At 73.3% G+C, this 22,372-nt stretch carries 20 protein-coding genes; 9 read left to right on the top strand and 11 right to left on the bottom strand.

What is annotated here, in order from left to right; genetic code table 11:
* Nucleotides 1–9: 9 nt before the first annotated feature.
* Genes ACF07V_RS10385 through rsmH form a run of 3 tightly spaced genes read right to left on the bottom strand, consistent with a single transcriptional unit; the run spans nucleotide 10 to nucleotide 3,670 of the window.
* Nucleotides 10–2,004, bottom strand: coding sequence for a peptidoglycan D,D-transpeptidase FtsI family protein (locus ACF07V_RS10385; RefSeq protein WP_392153428.1), 1,995 nt, complete (start codon nucleotides 2,002–2,004; stop codon nucleotides 10–12).
* A 5-nt stretch (nucleotides 2,005–2,009) separates the two neighbouring features.
* Nucleotides 2,010–2,717: a septum formation initiator family protein gene (locus ACF07V_RS10380; RefSeq protein WP_392152975.1), complete on the bottom strand. Its 708-nt coding sequence runs from the start codon at nucleotides 2,715–2,717 to the stop codon at nucleotides 2,010–2,012.
* A complete protein-coding gene (rsmH, locus tag ACF07V_RS10375; protein ID WP_392152974.1) occupies nucleotides 2,714–3,670 on the bottom strand; it encodes a 16S rRNA (cytosine(1402)-N(4))-methyltransferase RsmH in 957 nt (318 codons plus the stop codon). Before rsmH ends, ACF07V_RS10380 begins: the two co-directional genes overlap by 4 nt.
* 278 nt (nucleotides 3,671–3,948) lie before the next feature.
* Here rsmH and ACF07V_RS10370 point away from each other — a divergent pair, with 278 nt between their 5' ends.
* The 4 genes from ACF07V_RS10370 to ACF07V_RS10355 all read left to right on the top strand — a co-directional run bounded on the left by ACF07V_RS10370 (nucleotide 3,949) and on the right by ACF07V_RS10355 (nucleotide 9,369).
* Nucleotides 3,949–4,488 carry a beta-class carbonic anhydrase gene (locus ACF07V_RS10370; protein WP_392152971.1) on the top strand — a complete coding sequence of 180 codons (540 nt, stop codon included), beginning with the start codon at nucleotides 3,949–3,951 and terminating at the stop codon, nucleotides 4,486–4,488.
* Nucleotides 4,489–4,598: 110 nt separating this feature from the next.
* The gene (locus ACF07V_RS10365) at nucleotides 4,599–5,618 is read left to right on the top strand and encodes an AAA family ATPase (protein ID WP_392152970.1); all 1,020 of its coding nucleotides are present in this window, start codon (nucleotides 4,599–4,601) and stop codon (nucleotides 5,616–5,618) included.
* A complete protein-coding gene (locus ACF07V_RS10360) occupies nucleotides 5,618–6,973 on the top strand; it encodes a DUF58 domain-containing protein (protein ID WP_392152968.1) in 1,356 nt (451 codons plus the stop codon). The genes ACF07V_RS10365 and ACF07V_RS10360 overlap by 1 nt, the downstream gene beginning before the upstream one ends.
* A complete protein-coding gene (locus ACF07V_RS10355) occupies nucleotides 6,970–9,369 on the top strand; it encodes a transglutaminaseTgpA domain-containing protein (protein WP_392152967.1) in 2,400 nt (799 codons plus the stop codon). The genes ACF07V_RS10360 and ACF07V_RS10355 overlap by 4 nt, the downstream gene beginning before the upstream one ends.
* Nucleotides 9,370–9,830: 461 nt before the next feature.
* Here ACF07V_RS10355 and ACF07V_RS10350 read toward each other — a convergent pair whose 3' ends face one another.
* The 3 genes from ACF07V_RS10350 to ACF07V_RS10340 form a co-directional block, all read right to left on the bottom strand.
* Complete coding sequence (locus ACF07V_RS10350) at nucleotides 9,831–10,220, bottom strand: DUF3040 domain-containing protein (RefSeq protein ID WP_392152965.1); 390 nt, start codon at nucleotides 10,218–10,220, stop codon at nucleotides 9,831–9,833.
* A 272-nt stretch (nucleotides 10,221–10,492) separates the two neighbouring features.
* A complete protein-coding gene (locus ACF07V_RS10345) occupies nucleotides 10,493–11,281 on the bottom strand; it encodes a methyltransferase (RefSeq protein ID WP_392152963.1) in 789 nt (262 codons plus the stop codon).
* A 67-nt stretch (nucleotides 11,282–11,348) separates the two neighbouring features.
* Nucleotides 11,349–11,867: an SAV_6107 family HEPN domain-containing protein gene (locus tag ACF07V_RS10340; RefSeq protein ID WP_392152961.1), complete on the bottom strand. Its 519-nt coding sequence runs from the start codon at nucleotides 11,865–11,867 to the stop codon at nucleotides 11,349–11,351.
* 162 nt (nucleotides 11,868–12,029) lie between these two features.
* On the opposite strand from ACF07V_RS10340, the gene ACF07V_RS10335 reads away from it, so the two are divergent.
* From ACF07V_RS10335 to ACF07V_RS10315, 5 genes are all read left to right on the top strand, one after another.
* Entirely contained in the window at nucleotides 12,030–12,917 is an 888-nt protein-coding gene (locus ACF07V_RS10335; RefSeq protein ID WP_392152959.1) for an ATP-binding cassette domain-containing protein, read from the top strand.
* Nucleotides 12,889–14,988, top strand: coding sequence for a YhgE/Pip family protein (locus tag ACF07V_RS10330; protein ID WP_392152958.1), 2,100 nt, complete (start codon nucleotides 12,889–12,891; stop codon nucleotides 14,986–14,988). The genes ACF07V_RS10335 and ACF07V_RS10330 overlap by 29 nt, the downstream gene beginning before the upstream one ends.
* A 19-nt stretch (nucleotides 14,989–15,007) precedes the next feature.
* Nucleotides 15,008–15,616, top strand: a complete 609-nt coding sequence (locus ACF07V_RS10325) for a TetR/AcrR family transcriptional regulator (protein WP_093876528.1) — start codon at nucleotides 15,008–15,010, stop codon at nucleotides 15,614–15,616.
* A gap of 275 nt (nucleotides 15,617–15,891) precedes the next feature.
* On the top strand, nucleotides 15,892–16,539 hold the full coding sequence (locus ACF07V_RS10320; protein ID WP_392152957.1) for a DUF4126 domain-containing protein: 648 nt from the start codon (nucleotides 15,892–15,894) through the stop codon (nucleotides 16,537–16,539).
* Nucleotides 16,540–16,593: 54 nt separating this feature from the next.
* Nucleotides 16,594–18,027: a phytoene desaturase family protein gene (locus ACF07V_RS10315; RefSeq protein WP_392152956.1), complete on the top strand. Its 1,434-nt coding sequence runs from the start codon at nucleotides 16,594–16,596 to the stop codon at nucleotides 18,025–18,027.
* 33 nt (nucleotides 18,028–18,060) lie between these two features.
* Here the strand turns inward: ACF07V_RS10315 and ACF07V_RS10310 are convergent, their stop codons facing one another.
* From ACF07V_RS10310 to ACF07V_RS10290, 5 genes are all read right to left on the bottom strand, one after another.
* Nucleotides 18,061–18,882 carry a hypothetical protein gene (locus ACF07V_RS10310; protein WP_392152954.1) on the bottom strand — a complete coding sequence of 274 codons (822 nt, stop codon included), beginning with the start codon at nucleotides 18,880–18,882 and terminating at the stop codon, nucleotides 18,061–18,063.
* Nucleotides 18,883–18,936: 54 nt separating this feature from the next.
* Complete coding sequence (gene metF, locus ACF07V_RS10305; RefSeq protein ID WP_392152952.1) at nucleotides 18,937–19,854, bottom strand: methylenetetrahydrofolate reductase [NAD(P)H]; 918 nt, start codon at nucleotides 19,852–19,854, stop codon at nucleotides 18,937–18,939.
* A gap of 179 nt (nucleotides 19,855–20,033) precedes the next feature.
* The gene (gene thiE, locus ACF07V_RS10300) at nucleotides 20,034–20,687 is read right to left on the bottom strand and encodes a thiamine phosphate synthase (RefSeq protein ID WP_392152950.1); all 654 of its coding nucleotides are present in this window, start codon (nucleotides 20,685–20,687) and stop codon (nucleotides 20,034–20,036) included.
* 102 nt (nucleotides 20,688–20,789) lie between these two features.
* A complete protein-coding gene (locus ACF07V_RS10295) occupies nucleotides 20,790–21,155 on the bottom strand; it encodes an Rv2175c family DNA-binding protein (protein ID WP_392152948.1) in 366 nt (121 codons plus the stop codon).
* A 43-nt stretch (nucleotides 21,156–21,198) separates the two neighbouring features.
* Nucleotides 21,199–22,371: an NAD(P)/FAD-dependent oxidoreductase gene (locus ACF07V_RS10290; RefSeq protein WP_392153427.1), complete on the bottom strand. Its 1,173-nt coding sequence runs from the start codon at nucleotides 22,369–22,371 to the stop codon at nucleotides 21,199–21,201.
* Nucleotide 22,372 lies beyond the last annotated feature (1 nt).

The raw sequence follows: 22,372 nt of genomic DNA, 5'->3' as shown, positions 1-22,372 counted from the left end.
CCCGGAGTGTCACGGGGTGGGTTCGAAGGTGACCGGCAGTCGGGCGGGGTCGCTGCCCGTGGGGGCGACGTGGAGGGTCTTGAGGGCGAACTCCATGACCTTCTTGTAGATGGGTCCGCAGATCTGGCCGCCGAAGTAGCTGCCCTTGGTGGGGTTCTGGATGGCGCAGTAGACGGTGATCTGCGGGTCGTCGGCGGGGGCGAAGCCGGCGAAGGAGGCGGTGTAGCCCTTGTAGCGGCCGAGTTCGGGGTCGACGCGGTTGGCGGTACCGGTCTTGCCGGCGACGCGGTAGCCGGGGATGGCGGCCTTGGTGCCGGTGCCCTCCCGGTCCTTGACGACGGACTCCAGCATCTGCGCGAGGGTCTTGGCCGTCTTCTCGCTGACGACCCGGGACTCCTTGGGCGCGGGGGCCGCCGCGAAGCGCCCGTCGGGGCCCTTCGTGCCGCGCACGAGGGTCGGTTCGATCCGTACGCCTCCGTTGGCGATGGTCGAGTAGACGGAGGCGGCCTGCATCGCGCTGACGGAGAGGCCCTGGCCGAAGGGGATCGTGTACTGCTGGGAGGTGGACCAGTCCTGGGGCTTGGCGAGGATGCCGGGGGTCTCGCCGGGGAAGTGCAGGCCGGTGGGGCTGCCGATGCCGAACTTGCGCAGGTACGAGTGGAGGACCCGGTTGGCCTCGGCCTGGTCCTTGCCGAGCTGGCCGGTGGCGAGGATGGTGCCGATGTTGCTGGACTTGGCGAGGACGCCGTTGAGGGTCAGGTACCAGGTGATGTGGTCGATGTCGTCCTTGAAGAGCCGGTCGCCGCGGTGGAGCCGGTTGGGGACGGTGACGTGGGTGTCGGGGGTGGCCTTGCCCTCCTCCAGGACGGCGGCCATGGACAGGACCTTGCTGGTGGAGCCGGGCTCGTAGGCGTCCTGGAGGGCGGCGTTGCCCATGGCGGCGGCGTTGGCGGCGGAGAGGTCGTTGGGGTCGAAGCCGGGGGCGTTGGCCATGGCGAGGACCTCGCCGGTCCTGGTGTTCTGCACGACGACGTAGCCGCGGTCCGCCTTGGACTTCTTCACCTGCTCGGTGATGGCCTGCTGGGCGGCCCACTGGATGTCCCGGTCGATGGTCAGCTCGATGTCGGAGCCGGGGACGGCGGGGGTGCCCTGGGAGCCGGCGGTGGGCACCTGGCGGCCGCCGGACTGGGTGAAGCGGATCTTGCCGTCCTTGCCGGCGAGCTCCGCGTCGAGCATGGACTCCACGCCGCCGGCGCCCTTGCCCTCGGCGTTGACGTAGCCCAGTATCCCGGCGGCGAGCTCGCCGTTCGGGTACACGCGCTTGGTGCTGGGCTCGCTGAGGATGCCGCCGAGGAGGTTGATCCCGTTGCCGCCGACGGCCTGCGCCTTCTGCCCGTAGACCTTCTTGAGGTCCTTGATCTGGTTCCAGACCTGCGGGGTCTGCTTGCGGGCCAGCAGGGTGTAGCGGGACTTGGGGGTACGGAGCTTCTTCGCGAGCTCGGCGGGCTGCTTGCCGAGGATCGGGGCGAGGAGCGCGGCCGCCTGCTCGGGGGCGTCCGCGAGCTTCGACTCCTCGCGGGTGAAGAGCTTGGGGTCGGCCGTGATGTCGTACGCGTCGACGCTGGCGGCGAGCGCGATGCCGTTGCGGTCGGTGATCTCGCCCCGCTCGGCGGAGAGCGTGTACTCCTGGAAGCGGTACTTGTCGGCCTTCGCGGCGTACGCGCCGGCGTCCACGGCCTGGACCTGGAGCAGCCGCACCACGAAGACCAGCATGACGAGGGTCAGGCCGAGGGAGATCAGGCGCAGCCGGGGCCGGGGGCTGCCGAGCCGGATCGTGCGGGGCTGCCGGGCCGGGGGCCGGGGCGCGGTCCGCTTCGCGGCCGGGCGCGGGGCGGGGCGGGACGGGCGGGCTCCGGACGCGCGGGCCCCGGCGGAGGCGGGCCGGGGACGCGCGGGCCGCGCGGGTCCGGGGACACGGCGACGCGGGGGCTCCTGGGGGGGCACTGCGGTCACCTGCCGGTCTGTGTGGGGTCCTGGACGTCCGGTTCCGGCGCTGTCCGTGCCTGGCCGGTGCCGGTGGGGTCCTGTCGATCCGGTTCCGGCGCTGTCCCTGCCTGGCCGGTGCCTGTGGGGTCCTGTCGATCCGGTCCCGGCGCTGTCCCTGCCTGGCCGGTGCCGGTGGGGCCCGGACTGGTGGGGGCTGAGCCGGTCGGGCCGGTGCCGGTGGTCGTGGCCTCGGCCGTGCTTGTGATTGCGGCGTTGCCGGTGTTCGCCGAAGTGCTGGTCCGGTTGGCGGACGTGCCCTTGGGCACGGAGGCCGTCGGCCTGGGTTTCGGGGTCGGCTTCGGGGCGACCGCGACGGAGGGTTCGCCCAGGACCTTGCCGTCCGGGCCCAGGAAGGCGGGGCTGCCGCCCGGGACCATGCCGAGCTCGCGGGCCCGCCGCTCCAGGGCGTCGGGGGCCGCGTAGTCGTCGACGTCCCGCTGGAGCGCCTGCTCCTCGTCGGTGAGCTCGGTGGTCTTGACCTTGAGCTCGTTCAGCTTGAAGGAGCCCTGGTTGAGGGCGGAGTTCAGCAGGAGCAGGGAGATGAGCCCGCCGCCGAGCAGGACGACGACGAGCAGGACGAAGGGGGTGCGGGCGGCCGAGCTGGGCCCCGACGGCATGAGCCGTCCGAGCCGCGCGGCCCGCCCTTTGACGGGCCCCTTCGCCGTGCTCACAGGACGTCTTCCCGGATGCGCTCGACGCCCCGGAGCCGGGCGGGGGCGGCGCGCCGGTTCTCGGCGACCTCCTCCTCCGTGGGCAGCTCGGCGCCGCGGGTGAGCAGCTTCAGGCGGGGCTGGTACTTCTCGGGGACGACCGGAAGGCCGGGCGGCGCGGTGGTCGCCGCGCCGGCCGCGAAGACGCCCTTCACGATCCGGTCCTCCAGGGACTGGTACGAGAGGACGGCGACCCGGCCGCCGACGGCGAGGGCCTTCACGGCCGCCGGGATGGCCTTCTCGACGCTGTCGAGCTCGTGGTTGACCTCGATGCGCAGGGCCTGGAACGTGCGCTTGGCCGGGTTGCCGCCGGTGCGCTTGGCGGCCTGGGGCAGGGCGTCGCGGATGAGCTCCACGAGCCGGGCGCTGTTGGTGAAGGGCTCCTTGTCGCGCTCGCGCACGATCGCGGAGACGATCCGCTTGGCCTGCTTCTCCTCGCCGTACGCGCGGAGGATCCGGACCAGCTCGCCCGGCGGGTAGGTGTTGAGGACCTCGGCCGCGCTGATGCCGGTCGTCTGGTCCATGCGCATGTCCAGCGGGGCGTCCTGGGCGTAGGCGAAGCCGCGGTCGGCCTCGTCCAGCTGCATGGAGGAGACGCCCAGGTCGAAGAGGACGCCGTCCACCTTCGGGATGCCGAGCCGGTCGAGGACCTCGGGCAGCTCGTCGTACACGGCGTGGACGAGGGTGGCCCGGTCCCCGTACGGGGCGAGCCGCTCGCCGGAGAGTCGCAGGGCCTCCTTGTCGCGGTCGAGGGCGACGAGCCGCACCTCGGGGAACCGCTGCAGGAGGGCCTCGCTGTGGCCGCCGAGGCCCAGGGTGCAGTCGACGACGACCGCGCCGGGGCGCTGCAGGGCGGGGGCCAACATGTCCAGGCACCGCTGGAGCATCACCGGGACGTGTCGGTCGTTGCTCAATGCGCCCTCTCAGATCCGGCGCGGAGGCACGTACCGCGGGAGAGGCCGAGCCGTAGGTACCGCCGCACACACGGGGGAGAAACCGCGGAAAATCGCTCGTTGTCTCCGTGAACTCCGCGTCACTTTAGTCCACGGGACCCGCCGGTCAATCAACCGACTGGCGGGTCGCACAACCCGGGGAGCCCCATCTGTGGGTTAGCTCACAACAAGACTCATTGATGTTCTTTGTCCCCTCTCACAGCGGGCCGGAAAGAGGTGTGACCATTACCGTCGGAACCATGTCGACCTCCGCGCACCCCTCTGCCGACGCCATACGCACCGGCGCCACGGTCACCGACCGTCTCGTCGAGGCCAACGAACGCTACGCCGCCGATTTCGCCGACCCGGGAATGGACGCGCGGCCCGTACTGCGCGTCGCCGTCGTCGCCTGCATGGACGCCCGTCTGGACCTGCACGCGGCCCTCGGCCTGGAACTCGGCGACTGCCACACGATCCGCAACGCGGGCGGCGTGGTCACCGATGACGTGATCCGCTCGCTCACCATCAGCCAGCGGGCCCTCGGCACCCGCAGCGTGATGCTGGTGCACCACACGAACTGCGGTCTCGAATCGCTCACCGAGGACTTCCGGCACGAGCTGGAGGACGAGGTCGGCCAGCGCCCCGCCTGGGCGGTCGAGGCCTTCCGCGACGTCGACCAGGACGTCCGGCAGTCGATGCAGCGGGTGCGGACCTCCCCCTTCCTGCTGCACTCCGACGACGTCCGGGGCTTCGTCTTCGACGTGACGACGGGTCTCCTGCGCGAGATCGACCCGGCGTAATCCGTCAAACCCTGGCATTTCCCCCGCACTTGTCCGCATGCAAGTGACAGGCCCGGCCACGGCAACAACAATGCTCGGACGACAGTTCCGAAAGGCCGAGGAGGGCCGGGGTGACGACCTATGACGATCGAGCGAGCCTCGCTGATCTGACCACCACTGTGGAGCGCGTCCGCAGATCGGTGGAGAGTGTGATCGAGGGCAAGCCCGAGGTCGTACGGCTTTCGCTGACCGTGCTGCTCGCCGAGGGGCACCTCCTCATCGAGGATGTCCCCGGCGTCGGCAAGACCATGCTGGCCAAGACACTGGCCCGGTCCATCGACTGCTCGGTGCGCCGCATCCAGTTCACGCCCGACCTGCTGCCCTCGGACGTCACGGGCGTGTCGATCTTCGACCAGCAGCGCCGGGACTTCGAGTTCAAGCCGGGCGCGATCTTCGCCCAGATCGTGATCGGCGACGAGATCAACCGCGCCTCGCCGAAGACCCAGTCCGCGCTCCTGGAGTCCATGGAGGAGCGCCAGGTCACGGTCGACGGCCAGACGTACGAGCTGCCCAGCCCGTTCATGGTCGTCGCCACCCAGAACCCGGTCGAGATGGAGGGCACCTACCCGCTGCCCGAGGCCCAGCGCGACCGCTTCATGGCCCGCGTCTCCATCGGCTACCCCAGCGCCGAGGCCGAGCTCCAGATGCTCGACGTGCACGGCTCGGTCTCCCCGCTGGACGACCTCCAGCCGGTCGCCCACGCCCACGACATCCTCAAGCTGATCGACGCGGTGCGCGGCGTCCACGTCGCCGACGCCGTACGCCGCTACGCGGTGGACATCGTCGCCGCCACCCGCACCCACCCCGACCTGCGGCTCGGCGCCTCCCCCCGGGCCACGCTCCACCTGCTGCGGGCCGCCAAGGCCTCCGCGGCGCTCAGCGGCCGCGAGTACGTCCTGCCGGACGACCTCCAGGCCCTCGCCGCGCCCGTCCTCGCCCACCGGCTGCTGCCGACGGCGCAGGCCCAGCTCAACCGCCGCACCGCCGAGCAGGTCGTCCAGGAGATCCTCCAGCGCACCCCCGTCCCGGCCACCGCCCCGCCGGCCGGACCGGTCTACGGCCAGCAGCAGCCCGGCGCCCGGCGGCTGTGATGAGTGGCTCCGCCGTGCCGGACGGACCGCGGGGCGACGAGGACGACCGGGGCAGTCTGCGGGCCGCCCTCGGCGGTCTCACCACCCGCGGCCGTTCCTTCCTCGCCGCGGGGGTGGCCGCCGCCGCCTGCGCGTACGTCCTCGGCCAGGCCGATCTGCTGCGCGTCGGGCTGCTGCTCGCCGCCCTCCCGCTGATCTGCGTCCTCGTGCTGCACCGGACCCGCTACCGCGTCGCGGCCTCCCGCCGGCTCACTCCCCAGCGGGTGGAGACCAGTACCGAGGCACGCGTCCAGCTGCGGATGGAGAACGTCTCCAAGCTGCCCACCGGCCTCCTGATGCTCCAGGACCACGTGCCGTACATGCTGGGGCCCCGCCCCCGCTTCGTCCTCGACCGGGTCGAGGCGGGCGGGCGGCGCGAGGTGTCCTACCGGGTCCGCTCCGACCTGCGCGGCCGCTTCCCGCTGGGCCCCCTCCAGCTGCGGCTCAACGACCCCTTCGGGATGTGCGAGCTCACCCGGTCCTTCAGCGCGTACGACACCCTCACCGTCGTGCCCCGCACCGAGGCCCTCCCGCCGGTGAAGCTCTTCGGCGAGGCCGGGGGGTACGGGGACGGGCAGTCCCGCTCCCTCGCGCTCGCCGGCGACGACGACGTCATCCCGCGCACCTACCGCCACGGCGACGACCTGCGCCGGGTGCACTGGCGCTCCACCGCCCGCTACGGCGAGCTGATGGTGCGCCGCGAGGAGCTGCCCCAGCGGGCCCGCTGCACCGTCCTCCTCGACACCCGCCGGATCGCCTTCCAGGGCGCGGGCCCGGACTCGGCCTTCGAATGGGCCGTCTCCGCCACCGCCTCCGCGCTCGTCCACATGCTGGAGCGCGGCTACGCGGTCCGGCTGCTCACCGACACCGGCACCGCGATCCCCGGCGAGGGGTCCGAGGGCTTCGCCGGCTCCGCACAGGACTCGGCCGAGGCGGCCGGACTGATGATGGACACCCTCGCGGTCGTCGACCACTCCGAGGGGGCCGGGCTCTCCCGCGCCTCCGACGTGCTGCGCGGCGGCGGCGACGGGCTGCTCATCGCCTTCCTCGGCGACCTCGACGAGGAGCAGGCCGCCCTCGCCGCCAAGATGCGCGGGCGGTCCGGCGCGGCCGTCGCCTTCGTCCTCGACTCCGGCACCTGGCTCACCGGCGGCGCGGTCGCCGGAGCGGCCGAGGACCGGGTGCGGGAGCTGCGGGAGGCGGGCTGGACGGCACTGGCCGTACCGGCCGGCGCCTCGCTCGCCGACCTGTGGCAGCAGGCCGCCGGGCTCCGCCCGGAGACCGCCGCCGCCGACACCTACGGAGGATGGTCATGAGCGGCCGCACACGGCTGACGCTCGCTTCCTGGGCCGCCACCCTCATGGCGGCCGGGGCACTGCTCCCCCTGGTGAAGCCGGCGACCTGGATCTTCACGGCCGCCTTCGTCCTCGCCCTGGTCAGCGGAGTGGGCACGCTCGCCCGGCGGGTGCCGCTGGCCCGGCCGCTGACCCTGCTCGCGCAGACCGTCACCGCGGTCCTCGCGCTGACCGTGTTCTTCGCCCGGGAGCAGGCCCTCCTGTGGCTCGTCCCGGGCCCCGAGGCCCTCACGCACGCCGCCGAGCTGTTCCGGGCGGGCGCCGAGGACGTCGGCCGGTACGCGATCCCCGCGCCCGACACCGAGGGCATCCGGCTCATGCTGGTCGGCGGCGTCGTCGCTATCGGGCTCCTGGTGGACGCCCTCGCCGTCACCTTCCGCAAGGCGGCCCCGGCCGGCCTGCCGCTGCTCGCCCTGTACTCGGTGGCCGCCGGCCTCTCGGGCGGCGGAGCGGGCTGGCTCTGGTTCCTCCTCGCGGCCTCCGGCTATCTGCTGCTGCTCCTCGCCGAGGGCCGTGACCGGCTCTCCCAGTGGGGGCGGGTCTTCGGCGGCGCCCAGCGCTCCGGCCGGCCCGGCTCCAGCGTCGCCGCCGGCGGCGGCCCCGCCTTCGCCCCGGCGCGCACCGGCCGCCGGATCGGCGCCGTCGCCATGGGCATCGCGCTCGTGGTGCCGTTCGCGCTGCCGGGCTTCTCCGGCGGTCTCTTCGGCGGCGACGGCGAGGGCAGCGGGGGCTCCGGCAAGGGCGGCACGATCTCCGCGGTGAACCCGCTGGTGTCCCTGCAGAACAATCTGCGCCAGCCGGAGGACCGGGAGGTCCTCCGCTACCGGACCAACGCCCGCGACACCAGCGGGATGTACCTGCGGCTGGTCGCCCTCGACCAGTTCGACGGCACCTCGTGGAAGTCCTCGGTCCGTCCCATCGAGGACGTGCCCAAGCAGCTGCCCTGGCCGGACGGCCTCTCCCAGAGCGTCCGGATCACCGAGGTGACCAGCAACTTCGTCGCCTCCGAGGCGTACGAGCAGAAGTGGCTGCCCATGCCGTACCCGGCGGGCCGGGTCGACATCGACGGACGCTGGCGGTACGAGCCGGCCGGCCGGATGCTCGTCGGCGACGACAAGCAGACCACCAAGGGCGCCCGCTACCAGGTCTCCAGCCTGGACGTGCAGCCGACGGCCGCCCAGCTGGCCGCCGCCGGGCCCGCCCCGGAGAAGCTGCGCCGCGAGTACACCAAGGTGCCGACGACGCTGCCGGCCGACGTGCGCGCGACGGCCCTGAACGTCACCAAGGGCGCGCGGAACGACTACGAGCGGGCGGTGAAGCTCCAGGACTGGTTCGCCCAGGACGGCGGCTTCCGCTACGACGTCGACGTGGAGTCCGGAACCGGGGTCCAGGCGATCTCCCGCTTCCTGAAGGACAAGGAGGGCTTCTGCGTCCACTTCTCCTTCTCGATGGCGGCGATGGCCCGCTCGCTCGGCATCCCGGCCCGGGTGGCCGTGGGCTTCATGCCGGGCGCGACGCAGACCGACGGATCGGTCTCCGTCGGCATCCGGGACGCGCACGCCTGGCCCGAGCTGTACTTCGAGGGCGCCGGGTGGACGCGGTTCGAGCCGACCCCCTCGCGGGGCTCCACCCCCTCGTACACCCGGGAGAACACCCCCTCGGGCACGGCCACCGGGCCCGCGCAGCCCCAGCAGAGCGCCTCGGCGCAGCCGTCCGCCGCGCCGAGCGCCCCGGAGAGCTGCACCCCGCAGATGAAGAAGCTCGGCGACTGCGGTCCCGACGCTTCCGCGGCCGGCGCGTCCGGGGGCGGCTCCGGCCCGGACCTCCGGACGGTCCTCCTCCTGTCCCTGGCGGCCCTCCTGCTCGTCTCGCTCCCCCTCCTCCCCCTCTTCTGGCGGACGCGGGTACGGGCGCGACGGCTCGGGACGGACGGCGCCCCTCTCGCGGTCTGGGAGGAGATCAACGACACGGCCTGGGACTACGGGGTCGAGCCGGACGACTCCCTCACGCCGAGGAAGTCGGCGGCGCGGATCGTCCGCCTCGGTGAGCTGCGCGGCGAGTCCGCGGACGCGGTGCACCGGGTGGCCCGGGCGGTGGAGGAGGTCCTGTACGCGCCCCGGCCGCGGCCGGTCGCGGACCTGGCCTCCGATGCGGGGCGGGTCCGTGCGGGCTTCCACGCGGCCGCCGACGGTCGCACCCGGCTCCGTGCCCGCCTGGCCCCGCGCTCGGCGGCCCGCCTCCGCTGGGCGGCCTCGACCCGCTGGGCGTCGTGGACGACGCGGTGGTCGGAGCGGCGGGATGCGGCGGTGACACGGGCGGCAACCGCCTTCCGCCGCCGCAACCACAAAACCGGCTGACAGCACCCGTTCCACCAGGGCGGGCGCCCACCCGCCGCCCCCCCGTTGTGGGCAGGCGTTCCGCAAGGGGCGGAACGGGTGGGCACAACGGACCCGCGCCCTGCCGGCGCCAGAGGCTCCCGCGCCTGAACCCGCACCGCGAGTGACGGCGCACTGGTGGTGCGGGCCGGGGCGCGGAACGCGGAGGCGCCGCTAGAGGGCGCCGTCCCGTGTGCCCACCCTCCCCCAAGCTCTCGGCTTCGCTCGAGCAGGGGGAACCCCCATCGCCCCAGCGGGACGATCGCCCACACGGCGGGTGGGCGAGGGGCACCGCCCCGCACGGGCGCGGCACACACGGGCAGGGGGGCAGCGCCCAGCCAGGCGGGGCCCGGAATGTGTTGAGCCCCGCAGGGGGCGCGTCGGAAGGCGCGGGCCCTGCGGGGCTCGGGGTTTTGGGGGGCGGGGCTACCGCTCCGGGGCCGTCAGCGGCCGCCACCCTGCTGCTCGTCGCGGCGGCGCTGCCAGCGCGCCTCGATCCGGTCCATCATGGAGCGTCGCTGCCGAGCCGGACGGCCCGCGGCCGCCCGCTGCTCACCCGGCTTCGGCGCCTTGCGCCATCCGGTGACCGCCAGGACCGCGCAGCCCAGCATGACGAGGAATCCCACCACGCTGATCCAGATCTGCTGTGCGACCATTCCGGCCATGAGGAGCGCGATACCCACCAGGAAGCCGGCGACTGCCTGGTAAACCCGTCGCCGGGTGTACGTACGCAGTCCGCTTCCCTCGAGCGCTGTCGCGAACTTGGGATCTTCGGCGTACAGCGCTCGCTCCATCTGCTCGAGCATTCGCTGCTCGTGCTCCGAGAGCGGCACGGAGTCCTCCTAGTCGTCGGTCGCGGGGGCGACCGGTTTGCGGCCCTTTCAGGATAGGCAGGGAATCGCCCCCGTGAAACCCGCCCTCAATGCCGAATAGCCAATCCGGGCCGCCATGCGGATCGGTTGCTGAGGCGTTGATTCCCCAGCCCCTTGTCCGTCATGCCGGATGGTGTCCCCCGATCATACGGGGCGGAGCCCCAGATCGGGCGGGCTGTGGCGTACTCCATGGCACACCGCGGCCCGCACCGCCGAACGGGTGGCCGTCCCGCTCAGGCCCGCTTCTCGCCGAGAACGTGCAGCTGGGTGGCGATGGCGTGGAAGGAGGGCAGCTCCGCGGCGGCCGCCTCCAGCTTGAGCAGGGCCTCGGCGGCACCGGGCTCGGTGTCGACGAGGGCGCCGGGAACCAGGTCGGCGAAGACCCGGACGCCGTGCACGGCGCCGACCTCGAGTCCGGCCCCGTCGGCGAGCTCGGTGAGCTGCTCGGCGGTGAAGCGGCGGGGCACGGGGTCGCCGGCGCCCCAGCGGCCCGCGGGGTCGTCGAGCGCGTGCCGGGCCTCGGTGAAGTGGCCGGCGAGGGCGCGGGCCAGGACGGCGCCGCCGACGCCGGAGGCCAGCAGGCTGAGGCTGCCGGCGGGGCGGAGCGCGGCCGTCGCGTTCCGCAGGCCCTCGGCGGGGTCGTCGACGTACTCCAGGACGCCGTGGCAGAGCACCGTGTCGTACGCCTCGCGCTCGACGACGTCGAAGAGGCCCTTGATGTCGCCCTGGACGCCGGTGACGAGGTCGGCGACACCGGCCTCGGCGGCCCGGCGCTCCAGCGCGAAGAGCGCGTTGGGGCTGGGGTCGACGACGGTGACCCGGTGGCCGAGGCGGGCGACCGGCACCGCGAAGTTGCCGGAGCCGCCGCCCGTGTCGAGGACGTCGAGGCTGTCCTTCCCGGTGGCCTCGACCCGGCGGTCCAGGGCGTCTTTGAGGACGTCCCAGACGACGGCGGTACGCAGGGAGGCGCGCGACGGGCGCGACGACGCCTCTCGACCGAAGACAGGGGAAGGGTCCGGCACGGCTGTTGACTCCTCGGTGACGGGTACGAACGCTCCCCACCCTATGGCCTCGCCCCCGCCTTCCGGATCATCCTCCGCCCTCGTCGGCCCCGGGCTGGCGGGGCAGTACCGGCTGGAGGGCGAGCAGTCGCTCGACCAGGCGCAGGAAGTGCCCGGCGTCCCTGAGCAGGTCGTCGGCCTCGCGCCGGGTGGCGGCGCCGACGATGCCGGCCTCGGCGCGGGCTCTGCGCTGGGCGCCGGCGGCGAAGAGGGCGCTCCACTCGGTCAGCTCGGGGGCGAGGTCGGGGAGGAGCTCCCAGGTGCTCCTTATCCGCTGCCGGTGGCGGGGCCGGGTGTCGGGCCTGGCCCGGGCGGCGAGCACGGCGGCCGCGGCGCGCAGGGCGGCGAGGTGGGCGGTGGCGTACCGCTCGTGGGGGCGGTCGAGGACGGCGGCCTCGGCGAGTCCGGCGCGGGACTTGGCGAGGAGGTCGAGGGCGGCGGGCGGGGCGGCGGAGCGGCGCGTGACGGGGTGGATGTCGGAGCCGGGTCCCGCCTCCCCGGGGGTGGGACGGCGGCGGGGCGCGGCTGCTGCGGATGGGCTTGCCATGACGAGCCTCCTGTCGTCGCGTGACGGCGCTGTGGCCGTATGTGTTCATCGTGCCGTGCCCCACTGACAATCGCGCTGACCTGGGGTTTTGCCTGAAACCCAACCCGGGGGTAACTTTTGAACTGACTGGTCAGTTCAAAAAGGGGAATGGGGGGTGAGTCCGTGGGCACCGAAACCGGGGAACAGCCGCACGGAGCCACCGTCGTCGCGGACGGCTTCGGACTGAAGGGACCGCGCGGCTGGGCCTTCCGGGAGGTCTCCTTCCGCGCCGAGCCGGGCGCACTGGTGGCGATCGAGGGCCCTTCGGGCTCGGGCCGCACCTCTCTGCTGCTCGCGCTCACCGGCCGGATGAAGGCCAAGGAGGGCCACGCCGAGGTCGGCGGCCTCCCCCTGCCCCGCAAGATGGCCGCCGTGCGCCGGATCAGCGCGCTCGGCCAGGTCCCGGGCGTCAGCGAGCTCGACCCCGCCTTCACGGTCGCCGAGCACCTGCGCGAGCGGGCCCTGCTCCAGCGCCGCTTCGACGGTTCCGTACGGGCCCTCCTGCGGCGCCCCGCCGAGCGGGCGGCGACCTCCCGGGAGCGGATCGACGAGGCCCTGAAGGCCGCCGGCCTGGACCTCGACGCCCTGCCGAAGGGCGAGCGGACCTCCGTACGGGATCTGGAGCGCCTCGAAGCGCTGCGGCTCTCGATCGCCCTGGCCCTGATCGGCCGTCCCCGGCTGCTCGCCGTGGACGACACCGATCTGAAGCTCTCGGACGCCGACCGCGCCGAGGCCTGGGCGCTGCTGCGCTCGCTGGCCGCCTCCGGGACCACGGTCCTCGCCGTCTGCAGCGAGGCCCCCGCGGACGCCCTGCGCATCACGACGGTCCCGGGCGGGAGCGAGGACGAGGGCGAGGCCACGGCCACCGCCACCACCGCCACCGCCACCGCCACCGCCACCGCCACCGCCGCGGACGCGGACCCGGCCCCGGCCCCGGACGCCACCGACACCACCGACACCACGACCGAGGAGGGGGCGGCCGATGCGCTCGCCGAAACTGGCCGCGCTTGAGCTGAAGCGCTTCGGCAGGGGAAAGCTGCCGCGCGCCGCGCTCGTCGCGATCCTGCTGCTGCCCCTGCTGTACGGCGCCCTGTACCTGTACTCGTTCTGGGACCCGTACAGCAGGCTCGACAAGATTCCCGTCGCCCTCGTCAACGAGGACCGCGGCGCCACCGCCGGCGGCAAGGAGATCCACGCCGGTGACGACATCACCGAGGGGCTCCTGGAGAGCAAGACCTTCGAGTGGCACCGGGTGAGCGACGCCGAGGCACGCGCGGGCGTGGAGGACGGGACGTACTACCTGTCCCTGACCATGCCCGGCGACTTCAGCTCCCGGATCGCCTCCAGCTCCGGCGACTCCCCCGAGACCGGTGCGCTCCGGGTGCGGACGAACGACGCCAACAACTACATCGTCGGCCAGATCTCCCGGACGGTCTTCTCCGAGGTGCGCACCGCGGCCTCCACGAAGTCCTCCCGCACCTTCCTCGACAAGATCTTCATCTCCTTCTCCGACATCCACGACGCCACCGCGAAGGCCGCCAAGGGCGCGGCCGACCTCAAGCAGGGCGTGGACAAGGCGAAGAAGGGTTCCAAGAGCCTGTCGGAGGGCCTCACCGACGCCAAGTCCGGCAGTGGCGACCTGGCCGCCGGCCTGAAGAAGCTCGACAAGGGCGCCAAGGACCTGGAGAACGGTTCCCGCAAGGTCGCGAACGGCACGCAGGCCCTCGCCGACAAGGTGAACGGCACCGCCGACAAGGTCCGCCCGTACCTGGCGAACAACGGCAAGTCGATCCGCGACACCGCCCGCCTCGTCTCCGACTCGGCCACGGCCGCCCGCCACAACCTGGACGACCTGGTGAAGCGCGCGCCCCTGGTGCGCACCGCCGCCCACAAGGCCGACGACGGTCTCGGCCGGCTCCACCGCGAGCTGTGCCTGGAGGCCCCCGCCACGACTCCCCCGCTCGACCCCACGGTCTGCCAGAAGCTCAAGGAGGCCTCGGTCACCGCCGACGACGTGGCCACCATCGCCGACGACGTGCACGAGCTCACCAAGGACAACTCCGACGACCTGAAGACCCTGGACGCGCGCCTGGCCAAGCTGAAGAAGCAGGCCGACGAGCTGGCCGCCCGCGCCCCGCACCTCGACGAGGACGTCGAGGGCGCCATCCGGAAGATCAACGAGCTCAACACGGGCGCGCAGAAGGTCGCGACCGGCGCGGACCAGCTGCACACCGGCATCACCCGGGCCAAGACCGGTTCGGTCAGCCTCGACACCGGCGTCGGCAAGCTCAAGAAGGGCGCGGGCGACCTGGACGGCGGTCTGTTCAAGCTGGCCGACGGCTCGGGCACCCTCGCCACCGGCCTGAAGGACGGGGTCGACCAGATCCCGGACTACGACCAGCAGGACCGCGACCGGCGTACGGAGGTCATGGCCGACCCGGTCAAGCTGGCCTCCCAGTCCCTGCACAAGGCCCCGAACTACGGCACCGGCTTCGCCCCGTACTTCATCCCGCTCTCCCTCTGGGTCGGCGCGATGGTCGCGTACATGCTCATCCAGCCGCTGAACCGGCGCGCCCTCGCGGCGGGCGGCTCCGCCTGGCGGATCGCGCTCGCGGGCTGGCTCCCGGTGGCGGCCATCGGCATCCTGCAGGTCGCGGCCCTGATGTCGGTCCTGCACTGGGGCCTCGGCCTCCGGATGGACCGCGCCGCCGGCACGATCGGCTTCCTCGCCCTGGTCACCTGCTGCTTCGCCGCGATCATCCAGTGGCTCAACGCCCGCTTCGGCGCGGCGGGCCGGATCCTGGTGCTCGCGTTCCTGATGCTCCAGCTGACCTCGGCGGGCGGCACGTACCCCGTCCAGACCAGCCCGGCCTTCTTCAACGCCGTCCACCCCTTCCTGCCGATGAGCCACGTGGTCGAGGCCCTGCGCCGGCTGATCACGGGCGGCGGGACCGGACCGGTCTGGCAGGCCTGCGCGGTCCTGGCGGCCTTCACCGTCGGCGCCCTGGCCCTGACCGCCGTCTCGGCACGCAGGAAGCAGGTGTGGACGATGGACCGGCTCCACCCCGAACTGTCCCTCTGAACCTGTGAGAATCGACGCCATGGACAGCAGCAGCACCCGACGCCAGGCCACGCGCACCAAGCTCTACGAGGCGGCCGTCACCCTCATCGCGGAGCAGGGCTTCTCCGCGACGACGGTGGACGAGATCGCCGAGCGGGCCGGCGTGGCCAAGGGCACCGTCTACTACAACTTCAAGAGCAAGACGGAGCTCTTCGAGGAGCTGCTGCGCCACGGCGTGTCGCTGCTCACCGCCTCCCTGCGCTCGGCGGCCGAGGAGACCGCGGAGCGCGGCGGGAGCCGGGTCGACGCGCTGGACGCGATGATCCGGGCGGGCCTCGTCTTCATCGACCGCTACCCGGCGTTCACCCAGCTGTACGTGGCCGAGCTCTGGCGCACCAACCGGGCCTGGAACTCCACGCTCCTGGTGGTGCGTCAGGAGGCCGTGGCGGTGGTCGAGGGGGTGCTGCGCGAGGGCGTCGCGGCCGGTGAGCTGAGCGAGGAGATCGACGTCCAGCTGACGGCGGCGGCGCTGGTCGGAATGGTGCTGGTGGCCGCGCTCGACTGGCAGGCCTTCCAGAGCGAGCGTTCCCTGGACGACGTGCACGCGGCGCTCTCGCGGCTGCTGCACGGGCGCGTGGGCGGCCGCTGAGGCAGACGCACGACGGCCACCGCCACCGCGCGCGCAGGTCATGAAAACGCCGGTGCGGCGAGGCTCGATCCCCCCGAGCCTCACCGCACCGGCTTCTTTCGCACCCCCGTGCCGGCAGGTGCGCGGCCCCGTTCCGCAGCCCCGTGCCGGCGGTACCGGAGCCGCGCCCCTTCCGTTGGCTCCACTCTCTCCTCCCGCCCGCGGCGGCCCCATCCGCGCACGTACTCATCTCGACCCCTAGGTACGGATACTCAGTCCTGGTTACGATCGCGGGCGTGTCCGTACTCCCCCTGGTGTTCACCAGCGGCTGGGCGAGCGGGATCAACGCGTACGCGGTGGTCCTGCTGTTCGGCGTCTTCGGCGCGACCGGGCTGACCGACGAGGTGCCCGCGTCCCTGCAGCGCACCGATGTCCTCGTCGCGGCGGGCGTGCTGTTCCTGTGCGAGGCGGTGGCGGACAAGATTCCGTACGTCGACTCGATATGGGACTCCGTCCACACGGTGATCCGGCCGATCGCGGGAGCCGTGGTCGGCGCCCTGCTCGCCGGGCAGAACGGTTCGCTGCCGGAGCTGGCGGCGGGCGCGGTCGGCGGTTCGACGGCCTTGCTCAGTCACTTCGTCAAAGCCGGGACGAGGATGGCGGTCAACACCACGCCGGAACCGTTCTCGAACGTCGTGCTGAGCCTGGCGGAGGACCTCGGTGTGGCGGCGATCGTCACCTTCGCCGTCTTCCATCCCGTGGCGGCGGCGTCCATCGCGGCGGTCCTGCTCCTGGCGGGCCTGGCGATACTGGTCTTCCTGGCGCAGCGGATCCGCCGCTTCTGGCGCCGCCGGTCCCAGCGGCGGGAGGAGAGACGGCTCACCGCCATGGGGGCGCGTCCACGGGCCCAGGGCCCGCCGGACGACGGGTCCGACCACTTCTGACCGTGCCCGGCCTGCCCTCCGACGGTGTCGGAGGCGCCGGATAGGCTCGCCCGCATGGCACGGATTGTGGTGATCGGCGCGGGACTCGGCGCCATGGCGGCGGCGGCCCGACTGGCGGTCGCCGGGCACACGGTGACGGTGTACGAGAAGACGTCGGCGTACGGCGGCGCGGTCGGCCGCTTCGAGCGTGACGGCTTCGCCTTCGACACCGGCCCCGGGCTGCTGCATCTGCCCGCCGTCTACCGCGACCTGTTCGTGAAGACCGGCAAGGAGCCGCTCGAGGAGTGCGTCTCGCTGACGCAGGTCGATCCGGCGGCCCGTCATGTCTTCGCCGACGGCACCCGCGTCGACCTGCCGAACGCCTCGCGGGCCGGCACGGTCGCCGCCCTGGACGCGGCGCTCGGCGCGGGCGCGGGCGAGCGCTGGGGCGACTTCCTGACGCGGGCCCGCGAGGCCTGGGACCGGACCCGGCGCCCGCTCCTGGAGGAGCCGCAGCCGGCTGACCCGTCGCCGCTGGCCCGTGAGCCGTACCCGGCCCTGAAGGCGGGCCTGCTGCGCCGCCCGACGACGACGCTCGCCCAGGTCGGGACGCGGGAGCTGCGCGACCCGCGGCTCGCGGCGCTCCTCGACGCGTACGCCTGGTCGTACGGCTTCGACCCGGCGACCGCCCCGGCCTCGGCCGCCGTCCTGCCGTACATGGAGCAGACCTTCGGCAGCTGGTACGTGGGCGGGGGCCTGCGGGCGCTCGCCGACGCGGTGTACGAGCGGTGCCGGAAGCGGCGGGTGGAGTTCGTGTTCGACACACCGGTCGAGGACGTCCTGGAGAAGGACGGCCGGGCGGCCGGGGTCCGGCTGGCCGGCGGAGCGACCGTCGAGGCCGACCACGTGGTGTCCGGGGCCCCGGTGCCGGCGCTCTACCGCGACCACGTCGTGGAGTGGGAGCACGGCGACGACTGGCCGCACCACCAGGTGAACGGGACGGGCCGGGTGACGGTCTGTCTGGCCCTGCGCGGCGCCCGGGAGGCGGACGCGGTCCACCGGACGGTCGTGCACGCCGAGGGCGGCCGTCCCACCGTGACCGTGCTGCGGCCGGACGACCCGGCGCTGCGCCCGGACGCGGACCACGAGTCGGTGACGGTCACGGCGACGGTGCGGACCTCCCCCGAGCAGGACTGGGAGCCCTTCGCCGACCGGATGGCCGAGGCGGCCGCGCGCGCGGTCCCGGGGCTCGCGGAGCGGCTGCTGTGGCGGCACGTCCGCACCCCGGAGGACGTCCGGCGGGACACCGGCGCCGCCGAGGTGCCGGGGCCCGCGCTCGCCGGGGCGGGGGGCCGGCTCCTGCCGGCCGCCAACCGCTCCCCGCTGCCGGGCCTCCACTTCGCGGGCGGCTGGTCGCACCCGGGCGGCGGGCTCGCCCACGCGGGCATGTCGGGCGCCCTGGTGGCCGGACTCATCGTGGAGGGCGCGGACTTCCGCGGCTCCCAGTAGGCCCCGGCCGGCCCGGGTGGGCCCGAGGGGGCCCTAGTAGCGGTACTGGTCGTCCGGGTGCGGCTGCTCGTAGCCGTACGGGGCCTGCGGGTGCTGCGGGGCCTGGTCGGTGTCGCGCTGCTGCGGGACCCAGACGCCGCCGGGCGGGGTGTCGTAGGTGTACGAGGGGGCGTACGGGTCGGTGTAGTACGGGGTGTACTGCTGACTGTCCGTGCCCGGGCCGATGTACGGGTCGGAGTACGCGGCGTACTGCTGCTGACCGGCGGCGGCGCCGTAGTCGTAGGCCGGCTGCTGCTCGTAGCCGGGCTGTTCGTAGGAGGTCTGCCCGTAGGCGGGCTGCTCGTACGAGGGCTGCTCGTACCCGGAAGCGTAGGAGTCGTAGCCCGTGCCGTAGACCCCGTACTGGCCGGTGTCCTCGGGCATCGGCTGCGGCTCGTAGACGGCGGTCGTCTCGGCGGCGGTCTCCGGGTGCCCGTCGTGACCGGGGCCGTCCTCCGTGCCGTACGCGGTGTCCTCCGAGTCGTACGAGAGCTCGGTGACCTCCAGGGTGGGCCCGGCCTCGGCCGGTCCTGCGGCCTTGCGGCGGCGGCTCGCCCCCGGGTTGCCGCCGATCGCCCAGCCGGTGGAGAAGCCGCGGCGGAAGGAGAGCGTCACATAGGTCTGGCCGACGGCGAAGGCGACGGCTCCCGCGATGATGACGACGACCGAGGGCAGCAGGACGCCCAGGACCACGCAGAGGAAGCCGCCGAAGGCGAGCAGGCGCCAGCGCAGCCGCGCCTTGTACTGGAGGAGCACCTCCCCCAGCAGCCACAGCGCGACCACGCCGAACGCGATGTAGAGGACCGTCCACCCCATGCCCCGCCGCCCCTCTCCACGGTCACCGCCGCGGGTCGGGGCGGGTACGACCGGTCACGACTGCTGGTGCAGTCCGAGATTCTCGTAGATCTCGAGCGTCGCGGTGGAGCTGTTGAGCGTGATGAAGTGCAGTCCGGGGACACCCTCGGAGAGCAGACGCGCGCAGAACTCCGTCGCGAACTCGATACCGATGGAGCGTACAGCGGCGGGATCGTCCTTGACGGCGAGGATGCGCTCTTTCACATCCGCGGGGAAGACGGCGTTGCTGAGCTGGGGCAGCCGGTCGAGGGTCTTCACGTTCACGACGGGCATGACCTCGGGGATGATCGGGGTCTCGCAGCCCACCCTCTCCACGCTGTCGCGGAGCCTCAGGTAGTTCTCCGGGTCGAAGAACATCTGGGTGATCGCGTAGTCGGCACCCGCACGGCACTTGTCCACGAAGTGCCGGATGTCCGTGTCCCAGTCGGTGGAGCGGGGGTGCATCTCCGGGAAGGCCGCGACGCCGACGCAGAAGTCTCCCGACTCCTTGATCAGCCGGACGAGGTCGGCGGCGTACCTCACGCCCTCCGGGTGCTCGATCCACTCCCCCAGTGGGTCGCCGGCCGGGTCGCCGCGCAGCGCGAGCATGTTGCGGATGCCGGCGTCGGCGTACTGGCCGAGGACGTTGCGCAGTTCGGCGACCGAGTGGTCGACGGCCGTGAGGTGGGCGACGGGGGTGAGCGTGGTGTCGGAGGCGATCTTCTGGGTGGCCTTGACGGTGCCGCCGCGGGTGGAGCCGCCGGCGCCGTAGGTCACGGAGACGAAGCTGGGGCCGACCGCCTCGACGCGGCGCATGGCGTTCCAGAGGACCTGCTCGCCCTTCTCGGTCCGGGGCGCGTAGAACTCGAAGGAGTACGACGTGTCACCGGCAGCGAGGATCTCGCGCACCGTGCGTGCACGGTCCGATCGGACGGAAGCGGTTCCAAGGGCCATACCGGCAGGTTAGACGCGGTCCGGGGAGCCGCGGGAGCGCTGTCCGAGTGTTGGACACCTTTTCGGACAACTCGCCGGGCGGCTTCCCGCGGCTTCGGAGGGTCCTACACGCCGGCGCCCGAGTGTTGGACACCTTTTCGGACAACTCGCCGGGCGGCTTCCCGCGGCTTCGGAGGGTCCTACACGCCGGCGCGCTCACGGACGCGCTTGGCGAGGGCGGCCGTCGCGGCGGCGGGGTCGTCGGCCTCGGTGATGGCGCGGACGACGACGATCCGGCGGGCGCCCGCGTCCAGGACCTCGTCGAGGTTGGTCTCGTCGATGCCGCCGATGGCGAACCAGGGCCGGTCCTGGGCCAGACCCGCCGCGTACCGCACGAGGCCGAGCCCCGGCGCGTACCGTCCGGGCTTGGTGGGGGTGGGCCAGCAGGGGCCGGTGCAGAAGTAGTCCACGCCCGGCTCGGCGGCGGCCGCGGCCACCTCGGACTCGGCGTGGCAGGAGCGGCCGATCAGCAGCTCGTCGCCGAGGATCGCGCGGGCGGCGGGCACGGGCAGGTCGCCCTGGCCCAGGTGGAGGACGTCGGAGCCGATGGCGTGGGCGACGTCGGCCCGGTCGTTCACGGCGAGGAGCTTGCCGTGCCGACGGGCGGCCTCGGCGAAGACGGCGAGGTGCTCCAGCTCCTCACCGGCCTCCATGCCCTTGTCGCGGAGCTGCACGATGTCCACGCCGGAGGAGAGCACGGCGTCGAGGAAGGCGGGCAGGTCGCCCTGGCGCTTCCGGGCGTCGGTGCACAGGTAGAGGCGGGCGTCGGCGAGCCGCTCACGAGGCGTGGACATGGGTGGGTTCCCCCCGTTCGTGCGCCGGTGCCGCGGCGCCCGGCCCCTGGAGGGGCGGGGCGCCGCGACACCCGCGGGTGGTGTCTTCGGTGCGTACCTGCGTCAGATGGCGAGCGCCTGGGCGCGGCGCTTCACCTCCGTACCGCGATTCTCGTTGAGCGCCTGGGCGGGCGTGCCCGGCAGGCTCTCGTCCGGAGTGAAGAGCCACTCCAGCATCTCCTCGTTGGTGAAGCCGTCGTCCCGCAGCACGGTCAGGAGTCCGACGAGACCCTTGACGATCCTGTCGCCCTGGATGAAGGCCGCGGGGATCTGCAGGGCGTTGTTCTCGCCGCGGCGCACGGCGATGAGCTGGCCTTCCTTGATCAGCTGCCGCACGCGCACCACGTCGACATCGAGCATCTCCGCGATGTCGGGCACGTAGAGCCAGGCGGGGACGAGCGCATCGATCTTTACGTCAATCTCGGTCACAGGACAAGCCTGCCATCCCGGACTGACAGCCGGTAGTCGGGCCCTACCTGAGTGCCGCCTTCAGGGGGACGGACGGGTCCGCGGCGCGCTCCGGGTCGACGGGGACGGCGGCCTCGATGAGCTTGCGGCCCTGGGCCAGGTCGCGGGGGCGGCCGACGGCGAGGAGGGCCACGGGCACCCCGGCGCGCAGCCAGAGCACGGACCAGGCCTCGTCGGCCGGGTCGCCGCGCCACAGCAGCTGGTCCGCGTGCGCGTGGTGCCCGGCGTACTGGACGAAGCGGCCGAACTGCTCGGACCAGAAGTACGGCACCGGGTCGTACGGCGCGTCGGCGGCCCCGGTGATGGCCGCGGCGACCGCGCGCGGGCCCTGGAGCGCGTTGTCCCAGTGGTGGACGAGGAGGCGCTCGCCGTAGCGGGCGGAGGGGAAGGAGGCGCAGTCGCCGACGGCGTACACATCGGGCAGGGAGGTGCGCAGCCGGTCGTCGGCGGTGATGGCGCCGCTCGGGTCGAGGGCGATGCCTGAGCCGGTGAGCCAGCTCGTGGCGGGGCGGGCGCCGATGCCGACGACGACGGCGTCGGCGGCCAGTTCGCGGCCGTCGGCGAGGACGACGCGGCCGGGCGCACCGGGCTCGACGGTGAGCACGCGCGCGTGGGTGAGGAGTTCGGCGCCGTTCGCCCCGTACCACTCGGCCATGGGGGCGGTGACCTCGGCGGGCAGGGCTCCGGCGAGCGGGCGGTCGGCGGCCTCGACGACGGTGACGGCGCAGCCCGCCTCGCGCGCGGCGGTGGCGAACTCGGCGCCGATCCAGCCGGCGCCGACGACCACGACGGAGTGGCGGCGCTCCAGGACGGGCCCGAGGCGGACGGCGTCGTCGAGGGTGCGCAGCAGATGGACCCCGGGGACGCCCTCGGTGCCGGGCAGGGTGACGGGGTGGGCGCCGGTGGCGACGACGAGGGTGTCGTACGCGACGGGTCCGGCCTCGGTGTCGATCTCGTGGTCGGCGGGGCGCAGCCCGGTGACGTCCAGGCCGAGGCGGAGTTCGATGTCGAGGTCCTCGAAGTCGATCTCGAAGGCGGAGTCCTCGGCCTTGCCGAGGAGGATCGCCTTGGAGAGCGGTGGCCGGTCGTAGGGCTGGTGGGGTTCGGCCCCGATGAGGGTCAGGGGTCCGGTGAAGCCCTGCTCGCGCAGGGCGACGGCGGTCTGGACGCCCGCCATT

Origin of the sequence: Streptomyces sp. NPDC015661 (assembly GCF_043077765.1) — a bacterium.
GTDB lineage: Bacteria > Actinomycetota > Actinomycetes > Streptomycetales > Streptomycetaceae > Streptomyces.
Note: the sequence above shows the minus strand (reverse complement) of the source record. Positions and strands in the feature narration are given on the sequence as shown.